At 53.3% G+C, this 16651-nt stretch carries 12 protein-coding genes; 9 read left to right on the top strand and 3 right to left on the bottom strand.

The window, feature by feature from the left end; all coding sequences use genetic code 11:
* Nucleotides 1-87: 87 nt before the first annotated feature.
* The gene (gene ctrA, locus AC3CB2_RS20505; protein ID WP_008551652.1) at nt 88-777 is read right to left on the bottom strand and encodes a response regulator transcription factor CtrA; all 690 of its coding nucleotides are present in this window, start codon (nt 775-777) and stop codon (nt 88-90) included.
* Nucleotides 778-1150: 373 nt separating this feature from the next.
* On the opposite strand from ctrA, the gene fliI reads away from it, so the two are divergent.
* From fliI to AC3CB2_RS20460, 9 genes are all read left to right on the top strand, one after another.
* Nucleotides 1151-2476, top strand: coding sequence for a flagellar protein export ATPase FliI (gene fliI, locus AC3CB2_RS20500; protein ID WP_050773963.1), 1326 nt, complete (start codon nt 1151-1153; stop codon nt 2474-2476).
* Nucleotides 2477-2506: 30 nt separating this feature from the next.
* On the top strand, nt 2507-2914 hold the full coding sequence (gene fliJ / locus AC3CB2_RS20495; RefSeq protein ID WP_008551685.1) for a flagellar export protein FliJ: 408 nt from the start codon (nt 2507-2509) through the stop codon (nt 2912-2914).
* Nucleotides 2915-3150: 236 nt separating this feature from the next.
* Entirely contained in the window at nt 3151-3591 is a 441-nt protein-coding gene (locus tag AC3CB2_RS20490) for a paraquat-inducible protein A (RefSeq protein WP_352936078.1), read from the top strand.
* Between the two features lie 138 nt (nt 3592-3729).
* Nucleotides 3730-6006 (top strand): mechanosensitive ion channel domain-containing protein, encoded by a 2277-nt coding sequence (locus AC3CB2_RS20485; RefSeq protein ID WP_352936076.1) that lies wholly within the window; start codon nt 3730-3732, stop codon nt 6004-6006.
* Between the two features lie 296 nt (nt 6007-6302).
* Complete coding sequence (glpD, locus tag AC3CB2_RS20480; protein WP_352936074.1) at nt 6303-7826, top strand: glycerol-3-phosphate dehydrogenase; 1524 nt, start codon at nt 6303-6305, stop codon at nt 7824-7826.
* A gap of 279 nt (nt 7827-8105) precedes the next feature.
* On the top strand, nt 8106-9605 hold the full coding sequence (gene glpK, locus AC3CB2_RS20475; RefSeq protein ID WP_352936072.1) for a glycerol kinase GlpK: 1500 nt from the start codon (nt 8106-8108) through the stop codon (nt 9603-9605).
* Nucleotides 9606-9798: 193 nt separating this feature from the next.
* Complete coding sequence (locus AC3CB2_RS20470; RefSeq protein WP_352936070.1) at nt 9799-10716, top strand: dihydrodipicolinate synthase family protein; 918 nt, start codon at nt 9799-9801, stop codon at nt 10714-10716.
* Nucleotides 10698-11933, top strand: coding sequence for an NAD(P)/FAD-dependent oxidoreductase (locus AC3CB2_RS20465; RefSeq protein WP_352936068.1), 1236 nt, complete (start codon nt 10698-10700; stop codon nt 11931-11933). The genes AC3CB2_RS20470 and AC3CB2_RS20465 overlap by 19 nt, the downstream gene beginning before the upstream one ends.
* 85 nt (nt 11934-12018) lie before the next feature.
* Entirely contained in the window at nt 12019-13065 is a 1047-nt protein-coding gene (locus AC3CB2_RS20460) for a 4-hydroxyproline epimerase (protein ID WP_352936066.1), read from the top strand.
* 445 nt (nt 13066-13510) lie between these two features.
* Here the strand turns inward: AC3CB2_RS20460 and AC3CB2_RS20455 are convergent, their stop codons facing one another.
* Nucleotides 13511-14506 (bottom strand): hypothetical protein, encoded by a 996-nt coding sequence (locus AC3CB2_RS20455; RefSeq protein ID WP_352936064.1) that lies wholly within the window; start codon nt 14504-14506, stop codon nt 13511-13513.
* A 165-nt stretch (nt 14507-14671) separates the two neighbouring features.
* Nucleotides 14672-16648 (bottom strand): type III effector, encoded by a 1977-nt coding sequence (locus tag AC3CB2_RS20450; RefSeq protein WP_352936062.1) that lies wholly within the window; start codon nt 16646-16648, stop codon nt 14672-14674.
* Between the last annotated feature and the right edge of the window lie 3 nt (nt 16649-16651).

The raw sequence follows: 16651 nt of genomic DNA, 5'->3' as shown, positions 1-16651 counted from the left end.
AGAATCAGAAAAGCCCTGCGTGGTGTTGACCATGCAGGGCTTCTACTGAAACTCTTTGAAAGTTTGCTTTGGAAGAGCGGTGGGCTCTTAAGCTGCTTTCTCTTCTGGTTCGCGCAGCACGTAGCCGCGGCCCCATACTGTTTCGATGTAGTTTTTGCCAGCAGTTGCAGAAGCGAGCTTCTTGCGGAGCTTACAAATGAACACATCGATGATCTTCAGCTCAGGCTCGTCCATGCCACCATAGAGGTGGTTGAGGAACATTTCCTTGGTGAGGGTGGTGCCCTTACGAAGGGAGAGTAGCTCGAGCATCTGGTATTCTTTACCAGTCAGATGTACGCGTTGACCTGCAACTTCAACAGTCTTGGTGTCGAGGTTTACAGTGAGGTCACCGGTAACAATCACGGACTGAGCATGACCTTTAGAACGACGTACAATTGCATGAATACGTGCAATCAGCTCATCCTTGTGGAATGGCTTTGTCATGTAATCGTCAGCGCCGAAACCAAGGCCACGGACCTTGTCTTCAATGCCAGCCAGACCGGACAGAATAAGAATAGGTGTCTTCACCTTGGATACGCGCAGTGTACGCAGTACCTCATAACCGGACATGTCCGGCAGGTTCAGATCCAGCATGATAATATCATAATCATACAGTTTGCCGAGGTCGATGCCTTCTTCGCCGAGATCTGTCGTGTAGACATTAAAGTTCTCGGATTTGAGCATCAGTTCAATGCTTTGTGCAGTAGCACTATCGTCCTCGATCAACAATACACGCATGTTAATCCCCTCGTGTTGCCTTTCCTGGGCAGTCGCGCCGGCCCAAAAACACAAACCGTTGCGAAGGAATACTATAAACCCGACTCAATTGAATGAGTTTATGGTTAACAGAACTCGAATCGCTACCGCAAGCGTTTTACTCTGACGTGGAACAGTTCTCTGGGTACAACCTAGAATTCAGGGGTGTAACCTTTCCTGTTCAACATTTTGAGACCGGTTGGCTTTCAATCGAATCAAGTGCTACTGAAAGCCATGTTTAGACGCTTCGTTTCCTTGAAAGGGCTATACGCCATTCAAAGTCTCCCCAATAACATTAAGCAGAAGCGTAAACGATCGGTTACCATCGACGAAAATGATTAATAGGGAATCTGTTTTGGACTCGCTTTTTGCAGAAATCGAATCATGCCTCCCAACCGAAATTTACGGGAGAGTAGAAGCAGTTAAGGGACTTCTGATCGAGGTCGCAGGCCCTGTTTACGCCATGAGCGTCGGGGCGCGTCTACTAATAGAAATAGGGGAGAACGCGGCGTCAATTCAAGCTGAAGTCGTCGGATTTCGAGACGGAAGAGCACTTTGTATGCCGTTTGGCGAGCTCGATGGTGTGCGTCATGGTAGCAAGGCGAAGCTGATTTCTCGCGAGAGTATCGTGCATCCATCGAGTGGTTGGCTGGGGCGTGTTGTTAACGCTTTGGGTGAGCCAATTGATGGAAAAGGACCGCTTCCATTCGGATCAATTCCGAGAAAGTTGCGTGATTCACCACCTCCGGCTGCAGAAAGAGCGCGTGTTGGAGGCCCGATTGACTTGGGTGTGAGATCTCTTAACAGTTTTGTAACGTGTTGTCAGGGACAGCGCCTCGGTATTTTTGCCGGGTCTGGCGTGGGTAAATCCGTCCTTATGTCTATGCTTGCGCGCAACGCGGAAACTGAGGTGTCTGTCATTGGCCTGATTGGTGAACGTGGACGCGAGGTTCAGGAGTTCATTGAGGACGATCTGGGCGAAGAAGGTTTGGCGAAGTCTGTTGTGGTGGTTGCAACCTCTGACGAGAGCGTTCTCATGCGCCGGGAAGCTGCCTACCTTACACTGACGCTCTCTGAGTACTTTCGTGACGAAGGCAAGAACGTTCTTTGTATGATGGACTCGGTGACACGCTTTGCCATGGCGCAGCGTGAGATTGGCCTTTCTGTTGGTGAGCCGCCGACATCTAAAGGTTATACGCCGACTGTCTTTACTGAACTGCCGAAGTTGCTGGAGCGTGCAGGGCCAGGTGCGGTGGGCAAAGGCTCAGTGACTGCACTCTTTACTGTGCTGGTTGAAGGTGACAACCATAATGAGCCTGTAGCGGATGCGGTGCGCGGTATCCTTGATGGGCACATTGTTATGGAGCGGCAAATTGCCGAACGTGGTCGCTACCCAGCTATTAACGTGCTAAAATCTGTCAGTCGAACTATGCCGCGTTGCGTGCCTGAAGAAGCCTTGCCGATTCTCCGGCGTGCCAAGCAGTTGATGTCTGCTTATGCGGATATGGAGGAACTGATCCGTCTGGGTGCATATAAAGAAGGTGCTGACCCCCTCGTAGATGAAGCTATTGCTAAATATGACGCCCTCGAAGCGTATCTTGGGCAAATGAAGGGGGAAAAAACTACAATTGAAGAGGGATATTTCCAACTTGCTCACCTTTTGGAAATGACTCAGGCGTAAGCTCACTCTCCGGTAAAGGGAGTATTGCGTATGAAGAATCGTGAAGGCCTTTTGAAGCTGAAGAAGTTCAATGTTGATGAGAAGCGCCGTCAGGTGACTCAGATTGAAACGATGTTGAGCGATTTTGATCGAATGGCTGAAGATCTGGAGAACCAGATTGTTCAGGAGCAAAAACGTGTTGGCATTGATGATGTCACTCATTTTGCTTATCCGACTTTCGCTCGTGCAGCTGCACAGCGCCGAGATAACCTGAAGCACTCAACGGAAGAGCTTAAAGCTCAGCTTGAGAAAGCTCAGGATGAATTGACGGAAGCTGTTTCCGAGTTGAAGAAGATCGAGTTGATGGACGAACGCGACCAGATGCGCCAGCGTGCGGCTATGGAAGCGATTGAACAAGACGGAATGGACGACATCGCCGGGCGGATGGCTCGTCGCTAATCTTCCCCGGGGCTGAGAGTTCGTGGTCATTCCGTATGAATGACCTGACACTCTTGCGACCCCAGACTGGTCTTACCTCTTCAATATCCTTTATTGATCGCACTGCGCCCGTTCGCGGTGCGATACCTCGTGATTGCTTTCATTTCACCAATGTTTATCTATAGGCTGTTGCGCCGTGATCCGGTTGCCGGGTCAAAGCACTATCCATTTTTCGGGAAGACGCTTCTGGAGCCTATATGCCTGTTTTACTTGGTTTCTTAATTCCAATTGCTGCGTTTTCGTTCGGCCTCGGCCTTACGCTTCCCTTATTGAGCATGGAACGTCTCTACTTTTTGCAGGATACGCCAAGTCTGCTGCAGGTGATTGGCGGGCTTTATGAGGATGGTGAGGTTTCCATCGCTGGTCTTGTGTTTGTGTTCTCCGTCTTCCTGCCTGCTCTTAAAATTCTCGTTCTTGGTATCTCTGCTTTGCATCGGTCTTCCAGCAAATGGCTCGCTACGCTGAGCTATCTCGGGAAGTGGTCCATGATGGATGTGATGCTGGTGGCGCTGGTGATTTTTGCGGCCAAGACCAGTGGGCTTGCCAGTGCTCAGGTTTTGCCGGGTTTGTGGTTCTATGCCGGTGCTACGCTTTCAACCGCGGTTGCTGCATTTATGGTTGGGCGACGCGCCAAATAACCTCTGCATGCTTTGATCTGTCAAAAACCCTGTTTGCGCAGGGTTATTTTGTCGGTTTGTCTTCACCGGATCTTCTCGTTTATGGTGTAAAGCGGTAATGTTCGCTTGATTTTTGCACGCTTCCATTCTGGGTGATCCATGCTTTTCCGGTTTATTCTTGCAGCGTTTGCTGCAATCTTTCTTAGTTTTGCCAGTGTCGCGCAGGCTCAAGATTCCTCAGCTTCGGCAGAGGGAGGGGCAGATGTTCAGCAGGCCAAGCAAGCTCTGATCAAGGTGCTTGAAGACCCGAAAGGTCGTGAAGCGCTCATCAAGATATTGCAGGAAGAGCAGGCGAAAAGTGCTTCCGGATCCGAGGCGTCTGGCACCCCGGTGAATCCGGAAGCGAAAGCAACGATTGCTGCGCAGATCGGGTCTTATGTTCAGGAAGGCGTTACGAGCTTCTATGATTTTGGCGCGCTCATTATCTCAGGTCTTTCCGGTTATGAAGACCTGATTGATGGGCAGTCGCAGGTGGATCATTCGCGGCTGTGGGATGGCATTTTCAGTATTATTCGCGTGTTGCTGCCAGCCTATCTGGTGCTGATTATTTTACACCGTGCTTCAACGACTTACATGCGTCGTCATGAGAAAGGGCCGGATCGTCATTCGCTGTTCTTCCGCGTTGGCTTGCTGGCGATTACCTCGGTGTTTGATGCTGCGTTTGTGGGCATTGCATCGGGTGTCGGCTATCTGTCTGCTTATATCTTCTCATCTGATCCGACGGTGCAGAGCATCAACAACGTTGAGCTGTTCGCGATCAATGCCTTCTTCCTGATTGAGATGTCGCGTGTTGTGATCCGCTTTGTGTTTGCGCCGCACCGCTCTGCTTTCCGACTTCTGCCATTCTCAGATAGTGAGGCGGTTTACTGGGCGCGTCATCTGATCCTGATCGTCGGTATTCTTGGTTTCGGTGTGCGTTTGGCTGTGCCTATGGTGGGCGTGAACTTCTCAGCTCAGTTGGCTGGCAGTGTTCGTGTCACAGTGGTGCTGCTCTGTATTGTCTATCTGACGACTATTATCCTGCGGTCCCGGTTGCGGGTGCGGGATGCTATTCGTGTTTATGCGGATAGCTTCAAAGGTTCCAATTTCTCGGTTCAGCTGTTTAAGGGGCTGGGTTTCGTCTGGCATCTGCTGGCGCTGCTATATGTGTTTGCGATCATGGTCGCGTGGTTGCGTACGCCGCTCGATGCGATCAACTATATTGCCCAAACCAGTGCGACTTCCTTGCTCGTTATCTTTATCGGGTTGGGTATCATGATCTTGCTGACGCGGGTTATCCGTAAAGGTGTCGATCTTCATGATGCGCTGGACCATGTTCTGCCGACTTTTGAAGACAGGCTGAACTCGTTCCTTCCTGCCGTTTGTGCCGTGCTGCGCGTGATCGTTGGTATCTGCGTGGTTATTGGTGTTCTGGAAGTCTGGGGTGTTGGCAGTTTCTGGCAGTGGATCTGGACAGGTGATGGCATTGCTTTTGCGAACGCCGTGATGTCCGCGGTCATTGTTATTCTTATCGGCTTTGCTCTGTGGCTGACGATCATGTCCTGGATCGACCTGCGTATTCTGGAGCGGGAAGGCAAGACTGTTTCCAGCCGTACCAAGACGCTGTTCCAGTTGTTCAGCAACGCACTTTCAATCCTGATGATTGTGATGTTTACGCTTCTGGCTCTGTCGGAACTTGGCATTCAGATTGCGCCACTGATTGCAGGTGCTGGTGTTGTTGGTCTGGCGGTTTCGTTTGGTTCGCAGAAGCTGGTGCAGGATGTGATCACCGGTGCTTTCATTCAGCTGGAAAACGCTATGAACGAAGGGGACTTCGTGGAGGTTGGCGGTATCAGTGGTACGGTTGAGCGCTTGAGCATTCGCAGTGTGAGACTGCGCGATCTGAATGGTACCTCTCACATTATTCCATTCTCCTCTGTGACCAGTGTTTCCAACTCCACGCGTGACTTTGCCTATGCTGTTTCCGTGATGGGTGTTGGGTATGACACCGACATTGAAGTGGCCAAGGAAGCCATGCACGAAGCGTTCCGCCGGTTGGAGGAAACGCCGCACAATGTTGCGATCCTTGGTGAGTTGGAGATGCATGGTGTGACCGCGTTTGGTGACTCTGCCATCAACATCCGCGCTCGTATCAAAACCCTGCCGGGCAGCCAGTGGGCGATTGGCCGTGCTTATAATGAGTATCTGAAGGTCGTGTTTGATGAGCGCGGCATCGATATTCCGTTCCCACAAGTTACCTACCATGTGGCCAGTGACAGCAGTCCGGAGGAGGTTCCTCAGGTTGAGCAGAAAAAGCCTGCTCCGGCCAAGGGACGTAGCTCCAAAGCTGGAGGGAATGAAGGTGATAACACCTCTGAGGAGGATGGTCAGAGCTGATGTAACCCTAGGTGAATCAGTTTCCTGAAACCTGCCAGTTTCAGTTTCGTATGAAAAAAGCGCGCTCGTGTTCGAAACGAGCGCGCTTTTTTATTGTTGCCCAGTGTTAAACAAATTGACGAGAGAAATCGGGCAATCGAGCGATTTTTTCTCTTGCTTGTGGGAGTTTCGTTTTAATACATATATATGATAATAGGTTTCGTTGACTTTCGAAAATATTCGAATAGGTTCGGCGTAACGAATATGCGTGCTATCACGGATTCATTGGCTAGAACCGTGGAATTGAGGGGCCAACCATGAGTAAGAGCTATGATCTATTTGTCATAGGGGGCGGGATTAACGGCTGCGGTATTGCACGTGATGCCTCTGGTCGCGGACTTTCAGTTTTTCTGGCGGAGAAAACTGACTTTGCAAGCGCGACCTCTTCGGCCTCGACCAAGCTGATCCACGGTGGATTGCGTTATCTGGAATACTATGAGTTCCGTTTGGTTCGTGAAGCGCTGAAGGAACGTGAAGTTCTGCTGAACATGGCGCCGCATATTATCTGGCCTCTGCGCTTTATTCTTCCACACCACAAGGGCCTGCGTCCGGCATGGTTCCTGCGTCTTGGCCTGTTTATGTATGACCATCTGGGTGGTCGCAAGCTGTTGCCAGCCACGAAGACTGTGCCGCTTGATCGCGCTCCGTTCAATGATGGGCTGAAGTCTCTGTTCACACGCGGTTTTGAATACTCCGACTGCTGGGTGGATGACGCGCGCATGGTGGTGCTGAACGCGCGTGATGCTGCGGCACGTGGTGCTGAGATCCGCCGTAATACGGAAGTTGTTCGCGCTTCCCGTACTGACAGCGGTTGGGAAGTTGAAATTCGTGACAGCGTGAGTGGCAAGAGCGAGCTGGTTCAGGCGAAGGCGCTGGTGAACGCGGCTGGTCCTTGGGTGTCCAACGTTCTAAAGGGTGCGATCGGGCTCAACAGTCAGGCGAATGTGCGTCTGGTGAAGGGCAGCCACATCATCGTGCCGAAGATGTTTGAGCATGATCGCAGCTTCATCTTCCAGAACGCGGACGGTCGTATTGTCTTTGCGATCCCTTATGAGAATGATTTCACGTTGATCGGCACCACGGATGTTGATTATCAGGATGATCCTGCTGGCGTTTCCTGCTCTGACGATGAGATTGCCTATCTGTGCAGCGCTGTGAGCGAGTACTTCTCCAAAGAAGTAACGCCGGACATGGTTGTGCGCACGTACTCAGGTGTTCGTCCACTTTATGATGATGGCGCGAGTGAAGCACGTGCTGCGACACGTGACTACGTTCTGGAGATGGACGAAGGTGAGAACAAGGCTCCGCTGCTGAGCGTGTTTGGTGGGAAGATCACCACCTACCGTCGTTTGGCAGAGCATGCGCTTGAGAAACTGGCGGTTTATCTGCCGCAAGCTGCGAAGAAGAATGCATGGACGAAGGACAGCGTTCTGCCGGGTGGTGATTTCGAGCCGGGTGACTTTGGGGCCAAGGTTGCTGCGCTGAAATCAGCTTATCCGTTCCTTGAGCATGACCACGCTTATCGTCTGGTGCGCTCCTATGGTTCTGATGCCATGAGGATCCTCGGGTATGCGAAGACCACAGCTGAGCTTGGTGCGCATATTGGTGGTGACCTTTATGCCTGTGAAGTGAACTGGCTGGTTGAGCAGGAGTGGGCTGTGACTGCGGAAGACATTCTGTGGCGGCGCTCCAAGCTGGGTCTGCATCTGCCGAAAGAGGCTGCTGGTGTGCTGGAGCATTATCTGGCGAGCTACTTCGAAGCGAACCGCATGGCGGGTTAAGTTACAAGGCTCTGTTTTTCTTTTTGTGCGTATTCTTATCCGAAAACCGGAACCACTTTTCGGGAATACGCTTTGTCAGAAAGGCAGAGCCTGTTTTATGTCATGGCGCCTTGTATGGGATGGTATACACAAAGGTTGGCCTTTATCTTGGTGTTTTGACCTTGGTATTTTGGTAAGTGACATTCTAGGTTCATCATCAGATTGTTTCGGCGTCTCAGAAAAGATACTGGCGCCAAATTGGATTTTCGAAGAGGGAAAACCTCTTCCGGGGAGGAATATATGACTGGGTGGGTGCTCTCCATTGATCAGGGGACGACGTCAACGCGTGCGATCGTTTTTAATGACAGCTTCGAAAGTGTGGGTGTTGGGCAGCGTGAGTTTCCGCAGCACTTTCCGCATGAAGGTTGGGTAGAGCACGATCCTGAAGACCTCTGGAATACGACTGTCGAGACATGCCGCGAAGCGCTGTCTGAAGCAGGTCTTGCCGCTGAAAAGATCATCGGCGTAGGCATCACCAACCAGCGTGAGACGACGCTGATCTGGGATCGCAAAACTGGTGAGCCGGTTTACAACGCGATTGTCTGGCAGGACCGCCGCACCTCAGCTTTCTGCAGCACGCTGAAGGCTGCTGGTCATGAGGAAATGTTCACCCGCAAGACTGGGCTGTTGCTTGATCCATATTTTTCCGGCACCAAAGTGGCCTGGATTTTGGACAACGTGGATGGTGTACGCGAGCGGGCGGAAGCTGGTGAGCTGGCATTTGGTACCGTTGATACCTGGCTGATCTGGCGTTTGACTGGCGGGAAGTCTCATGTGACTGACGCGACCAATGCATCCCGTACGCTTCTTTACAATATTGGCGAGAACCGCTGGGATGAAGAGCTGCTGGCGCTGCTGAACATTCCGATGAGCCTTCTGCCAGAAGTGAAAGATTGTGCTGATGATTTCGGCACGATCACTGCGGATCTTCTGGGTGCTGAGCTGCCGATTTATGGTGTGGCGGGTGACCAGCAGGCCGCAACCGTTGGGCAGGCTTGCTTTAAGCAGGGCATGGTGAAGTCCACATATGGCACCGGCTGTTTTGCATTGCTGAACACTGGTGAAGAGCTGGTTTACTCCAAGAACCGTCTGCTCTCCACGATTGCCTATCGTCTGAATGGCAAGACCACTTATGCGCTGGAAGGCTCCATCTTTATTGCGGGTGCTGCTGTGCAGTGGCTGCGGGATGGGCTGAAGATCATCGACAATGCTGCGCAGACCCAGCTGATGGCTGAAAATGCCGATCCGGAAAGCCATGTTTATCTGGTTCCGGCGTTTGTTGGTCTGGGGGCTCCTTATTGGGATCCTGAAGCACGTGCTGCGATTTTCGGTATGACCCGTTCCACCGGTCAGGATGAAATTGCGCGGGCGGCACTGGAAAGCGTTGGCTACCAGACTGTTGATCTGATCAACTCCAAGTCTTCCGACATGGGCTCACCGCTGAATGGTGACACCGTGCTGCGCGTTGACGGCGGTATGGTTGCGTCTGACTGGACCATGCAGTTCCTTGCGGACATTCTTGGCCGTCCGGTGGATCGTCCTGTTGTTCAGGAAACCACTGCACTTGGCGTTGCATGGCTTGCGGGCATGAAGGCTGGTGTGTGGCCAACCATGGAAGAGTTCTCCGAGCGGTGGAATCTGGATCGCCGCTTTGAGCCGAACATGGAAGCGGCAGAGCGTGAGAAGCGACTCTCCGGTTGGCACGATGCGGTCTCCCGCACACGATCTCAGGCGTCCTAAGTCTGTGTGAAATTGGCTGCGGAAGGTGCCGGATTGCCGGTTACACACTTTCCGCAGCGTCATTAACTCACTGAATTTATTGCTTTTCCACTGTGGTTCTGGATTAATTTGCTTTCAGATATATCACAGTATTGACCTTTGAGGGTTTGGGGGTCATATTGCCTGTAATATATCACAGGTGAGGATGATCAAAATGTGGACTGGTGTTTACCCGGCTGTCACAACTAAATTTACAGAGAACGATGAGCTTGATTTTGTAGAGATGGAGCGTTGCTTCCAGCTGCAGATGGATGCGGGCTGCGACGGCATCATTGTATGCGGTTCTCTTGGTGAAGCGATGGCGCTGGAGCCAGAAGAGAAAATCGAAATTCTCAAGATTGCCAAGAAGGTATGTGGTTCCAAGCACGTCATCATGACTGTGTGCGAAAGCTCCACCCGCCGCGCGGAAAAAGCTGCAGCAGATGCAGCCGCTGCTGGGGCCAATGGCCTGATGGTTCTGCCGGGCGTTCCATACCGTTCTGCACCGCATGAGACTGTGGCTCACATTAAAGCTGTTGCCAAAGCTGGCGGCATTCCGGTCATGGTCTACAACAACCCAGTTGCTTACGGCGTTGATGTTACTCTGGACATGTTTGCTGAGCTGGCAGATGAGCCGCTTATCGTTGCGATGAAAGAATCCACCGACGACATTCGCCGCGCGACTGAAGTGATCAACCGCTTTGGTGACCGCTTCAAGGTGCTGACTGGTGTAGACAACCTTGCGCTTGAAAGCCTGATGATGGGCGTTGATGGCTGGGTTGCTGGCCTTGTTGTGGCGTTCCCGCGCGAAACTGTTGCGATTTATCAGCTGACGAAGGCTGGTCGCTATCAGGAAGCGCTTGAGATTTACCGCTGGTTCCGTCCGCTTCTCGATCTGGATGTCTCCACCAATCTAGTCCAAAATATCAAGTTGGCAGAGATGGTTGCGATCGGTTCTAATGACCGTGTCCGTGCGCCGCGTCTGGCATTGTCCGGTGCTGAGCGTGCACGCGTCATCAAGGTGGTGGAAGATGCTATTGCATGCCGCCCGGAACTGCCGGAGCTTAAAGAGCTATGCGACACATCCATGTAATCGGAGCCGGGGTTGTTGGATTGGCAACAGCCCTGCGCCTTCAGCAAGAAGGCCATAAGGTTGCTCTGATTGACCGCAATGGTCCGGGTGAAATGGCCAGCCGTGGGAACGCGGCTGGCATTGCATGGACTGATGTTGCGCCTTTGGCTTCTAAAGGAATTTGGCGGAAGATACCCGGTTGGTTGCTTGACCCACTGGGACCGCTGGCTGTGCGCCCGGCATATGCACTTAAAATTCTGCCATGGATGCTGCGGTTCTCGCGGGCGTCTTTTCCTGACAAACTGAAAAACAGCGTTCTTGGCAAAGCGGCCATCAACAAAGCGTCTCTTCCGGCGTGGGAGCGGCTGTGGCAGGCGTCTGGCACGCGGCATCATGTGTTCCTGAAGGGCTGTCTTGAGGTTTATACCGAGCAGAGCCAGATTGAGGGCGTCCGCAGTGAATGGCAGGAGCAACGGGAACACGGCATTGAAGTGCAGGAACTTAACGGGGATGAGATCCGGGAACTTGAGCCTGACTTTGCCGGTAGCGTTGTTGGTGGCGCGTTAGTTCCTGGATGGATGACTGTTGATGATCCGCATGCTCTATGCCTGAGCCTTGCGGAAGCGTTTGAGCGCAACGGTGGCAAGATCCTGAAGAACTCTGTCTCTCATATTCAGCCGCAAGGAGATCATATCGTTCTGCATGTGGAGGGTGAGGAGCAGATCCTCAGCGATCATGTGGTGATTGCTTGTGGTGCGTGGTCCAAGACGCTGGTGGCTCAGTTGGGAGACAAGGTGCCGCTTGAGACAGAGCGCGGTTACAACACCACGTTCTCTGATCCCAATGTGTCTCTGAAACATGCGGTTATGGTGCCGGGGCTTGGCTTTGCGGTAACGCAGCTTTCTCACGGTTTGCGCGTTGGCGGTGCGGTTGAGTTTGGCGGCCTTGAGCTGGATGCCAACTGGAAGCGTGCGGATGCGATGGCTGAAAAGGCGTCTCGTCTTCTACCGGGATTGAACCGTGACAATGGCATTCGCTGGATGGGGCATCGGCCTTCCATGCCGGATACTCTGCCGGTTATTGGACATTCGAAACACAGCGAACGCGTGACATATGCGTTTGGACATGGTCACCATGGCCTTACTCAGGCAGCAATTACGGCTGAACTGGTCAGTGACTTGATTTGCGGTGAAACACCAAAAATAGATTGCACACTTTACAGTGCTCAACGATTTTAAACTGGTCCTTCCGGGGAGATTAGAGGGCTCCATCGGTTGGCCGTTGGCATCTTGCTGAGATGCCATGGAATGAGGGGAGGGGATCTTGGTCTCCAAGAGTTTTTTCTGTGTTGATGGGCATACCTGCGGCAACCCTGTGCGACTGGTTGCGGGCGGTGCTCCGGCTTTGCGCGGCAATGATATGCTGGAGCGGCGGGCGGACTTTCTCAAACGTTATGACTGGATCCGTACAGGCTTGATGTTTGAGCCGCGTGGGCATGACATGATGTCCGGTTCCATGCTTTTTCCTCCGACACGGCCTGACTGTGATGTGGCTGTGCTGTTTATTGAGACATCCGGTTGCTTGCCCATGTGCGGGCACGGCACCATCGGCACCATCACCATGGCTTTGGAAGAAGGGCTGATTGAGCCTCGCGAGCCGGGAAAGGTATACTTGGATACGCCAGCCGGATTGGTGGTTGCTGAGTATTTTGAGAAGGACGGGTACGTTGAGAGTGTTCGCCTGACCAACGTGCCGAGCTATCTGGCAGAGACGGGGATGACCGTTGATCTGCCGGGGGTGGGGGAGATCAGCGTGGATGTGGCCTATGGCGGAAACTTCTACGCCATTGTTGAGGAACAGCAGAACTTCCCTGGCCTTGAGAATGTGAGCGTTTCACAACTGCTGGACTGGAGCCCGCGTCTGCGTGCTGCGTTGAATGAGAAGTACTCTGTGACCCATGCAGAGGACGAGCGTATTCACGGTATCAGCCATATTCAGTGGACGGGTAAGCCAACCTCTGATGCTGCTGATCGGCGCAATGCGGTGTTTTATGGCGACAAAGCTTTGGACCGCAGCCCGTGTGGCACTGGCACTTCTGCCCGCCTTGCACACCTTTACGCCAAGGGGGAGCTGAAGGTTGGCGACACCATGCGCCATGAATCCATCATCGGTTCTGTGTTCGTTGGTGGTGTGAAGGAAGCTGCGAACGTGGGTGGGCATGATGGCATCATCCCAACCATCGAAGGCTGGGCCCGCAAGACCGGTTACAACACCCTCTTCCTCGACGACCGCGACCCCTACATGACTGGCTTCCAGCTGGCTGCCGAAGGTGTGAAGCACTTTCCGGATAAAGGCAGTTACGAAGGATAGCGTAGTAGAGCAGGCCACTTGTGAGATAGCAATGCGGCATGCCCGCTGCTATCTTGCTGTGAGCGAGTGGGGGAGCTGGTAGATTGAAACAGAGGGTTGCTGAAGTTACCGGTCAAATGGCTCGAAGGATCAGTGTAGTATCCTTTCCGACTTTATTTTGACGATCGGGCTCACAATCTTTTTGGGTGGTGAAGCTTTTAATGGCGTCGTATGCAACGGGAAATACTTCTTAGCCAGTTTTGACGACTATATTGAAGTCTCTAAGTTCACCTATGACGTTTCATGGTACGCATGCTTCTTCACTTTGGTGACCTTCATTCCCAGTTTTTTGCTCCAGGTTCTCTCCGATATTCTCAAAGTCATTATCAAGTTATCGCACAAGGCTAATTAGCATTGCGGGCGCAGCCTCTTGCGGTGAAAGGCTGCGCTTTTGTTTTTTGGGTGGCTAGACGTGCCACTCGGCGAGGCCGATGCGTTCTGAGCTGTCCACTCGCAATGTGATCGGCTGACTGTCTTTGTCATGCATTAAGACAGTATCTGCGCCCACACATTCCGTGAGCATGATGACGATGTTACCTCGAGACAGGCTGTCTGTGTGGATCGTGTCTCCTGGCAGCATGATGGCTTTGCCTTCGGGGACCTTGATGTTTGCCATGGCGAACTGGTTTTCAGAGACCTGCTTGCCGACAGTAATGATGATCTCGTCCTGATCTGAAGACGGCATAAAGATATGAGGGAACTCATGTCTTTCCACGAAGAAACCATTGGCCTCCTGCAAGGAGTATTGATGGTTTGCGGGCGTGATTTTGTATTCGACGACGTTCAGATCACATTTGTCGAACTTGACCGGGGCGGTTTCACCTTCTCCGAACACTTTTACGCCGAATGCGCGGGTCACATCCTCAAATGCCGGTGACAGCTCCGTAACCATCGGAATTTCAAGCAAAACCTCCGAGCAGGAAAGACAACCTGATGCACCGAAAACATTGCCGGGGGCGACAATGTTAATTGTATGGGCATCATGCCAGGCTCCGTCGATGACAGAAAATGCGCTCTGCGGGATGCTGGACAATGGCACATCGGATTTCGCTACACTGCGATGGGTTCCCTCGGTGGTTTGGGAGGGAGAGGCCGGAGAAATATGGGGCGCGGTGCGCGTGATAACCACATCGCTGCCGGGCGGTACAATGTTGTGAAGCGCATTCGTTGTTACAGCGACTTCGTTGTTGACCACGCGGTGTATAGAGACCGCCTTTAAGGCGTTTTCTGACTTTTGATTTGCAAGGTCGCTGTTGTACTTGACGGTGATGCCAAGGTTGTTGAGATGCCTTTCGCTGTAAGAAGGAAGCTTGGCATCTGCCTTTGCAGCTGCTGGCGTTGTTGTGGTCGGATGAAGGCTTTCCGGCACCTGAGGTGTCGAAGTTGCGGATGTTACTGGCATTTAGGTTCCCTCCTGAAAAATGCACAATAAATCAGCTCAGTAGCGGGTAGGCGCTATTGAGTATTCTGGCTTGATTGAGAGCTGGACTAGCTGCGTGGTGCTCTATGAGGCAGGCAGCGGCTGGATCAACTTCGGTTGGTTGTCCGAAGTTGATCCAACATCAGGTCAGGCTGAGAGGGCCTGCAGCTGGGCTTCGAAGTCTGCGCGTTCTTCCGGAGTGAAGCCACGCAGGTGGTTGCCATCGGTACGCTGGGCGATCACCTGAGCGACGAAGTCGTTGGCCTTGTCTGCCGGGATATCCGGATAGTTCTGTGCAACGTAGAGCGCGATGGTCTGCTGGTCTTCGTTGAAGTTGATACCACCCGGTGTGGTGATCTGCTGTGGTTTGAAGCTCTCAGTCTGCGCTGCAATGTTCAGCTGGGCACCGCCGATCAGACGAGGATCAGCCACGGTTGCTGGCTGTGTGCGGCTCAGGCCCTGAGCCAGCAGTTCAGATACGCGAACCGGTTTTGCACCGGCGGTCAGATCGTTTGCTGCCTTGGTGCGCAGGTCGAAGGTGTGCAGCAGCTCGTTGACGTCGCTTAAGGACTGGTTGGCGTCATTGGCTTTGAGCGCGGACAGCAAGGCAGCCTTCTGGCTGTCATAGTCGCCCGGTTGTTGCAGGCCGGAGTTTGGCTTCAGCAGTTGCTCGAAAGGTTTGTTGTCCAGCAGGGCCGGGAAGTGCTGTGTTGCCAACTCGCGGAACTGAGGGGTGCTTTCCAGAGTGTTGCTCAGCTGCTCGGTGAGGTCGGCATCGAGGTAGTTGTGCTGCACGCCGCGGCTGGACTGCATGGCGGCTGCGCCCACCACTTCCAGACCTTCTGTTTTCGTGGTGCCTGCTACTTCCAGACCAACCACGTGCTGCCATGCACCGCCGGAGGACAGGTCACTGAAGCGCTGGTTGACGTCGTAGACTGGCTGCAGCTGGGAGGCCAGTTCTTTTTCCAGAATAGGTACTTGCTTGGCCGCCCCATCAACCACTTCCGCTCTGCTGGTGCCACCGCCGCGCTGGCCGACGGCGTAGACGAGGAAATCGGCCTCAAAGTTTCCGCCATCGGTGCTGATGGTCAGTGGGCGGTTTTCACCTGCGGAGACACTGTTGATGTTCTGATAGCGGAACACGGTGCCGCCGTCTGAGCGGTCCTTGCCAGCTTCCGGTGCAGTGAAGGTGGAGTCGATGCCAACGGAACGTACATCCCATGTCAAGGCGACGCCTGGCTTCTGGCTTGGCTTCATCATCCAGAAGATGTTTTCTTTATCAACGCCGCGGGTTGCCAGTTCCATGATGGCATCGGTGCCCGCGTTCGGGCCCATAACGGCGACGACTTTTCCGGTCAGGTCACGGGTGCCAGCCTCAAAGCGCTGGAACTGGTCCAGATCCAGACAGTTGGCCGCATTCGGGTGGCCTGATTTTCTGAAGTCAGAGACTTCCTGCGGCACGTGGTGGTATTCGTAGTCAGAGCGCTCAATACCAGCACCGGTCGCGAGGACGACCTTTTTGGCCAGAAGAGGTTCGCTGTTTGCGTCGGTCTTGACTTTGTAAAGGCCGGTTTCGCTGTCGCGGCTGATCTGGCGCACTTCCGCATCAAGGATGTTGCCGCCGGACACCTGATTGATGCGCTGGGCGTTGAGCTCGGACCATGCTTTGCGATCTACCGGATCAAGGCAGGAGGAAGCGATCGGATCATCGCCCGGGTTTACCAGCTGCTGCGCCTGGTTGATGCACTGGGTGTAGTGGCCTTTTTCATAACCGCGCGCACCTGCCCAAGGATCATCCTTGCCCACGACCAGCACGTTTTGCTGGTTGGCGCTGTCGGCCACGATGGAGCAATCACAGCGCTTGAGGCTGGTGAGGTAAGCGGCGGCGGAGGTTCCTCGGCCCACGCAGATGAGGTCATACAGCGCTTTGTCCGCACCGGAGTTGCCCTGAGTGGTCGCGAGTTGATCTTTCACCACGCTCTGGGTTTCAACTGTCTTTTGCTGGTGTGCCTGCAGGGTTGGATTGGTGGAGGAGGATGCCTGGGTACCTGTCGTCTCTGCCTGAGAAGGAATGCTGGCTGGCGTGATGACTGGTGCAGTGGATGTGGTGTCTGTGATGGTCATGGG

The sequence above is a fragment of the Pseudovibrio sp. SCP20 genome (assembly GCF_057774105.1).
The sequence above is the reverse complement of the archived record's forward strand: the minus strand, read 5'-3'. Positions and strand labels throughout refer to the sequence as shown.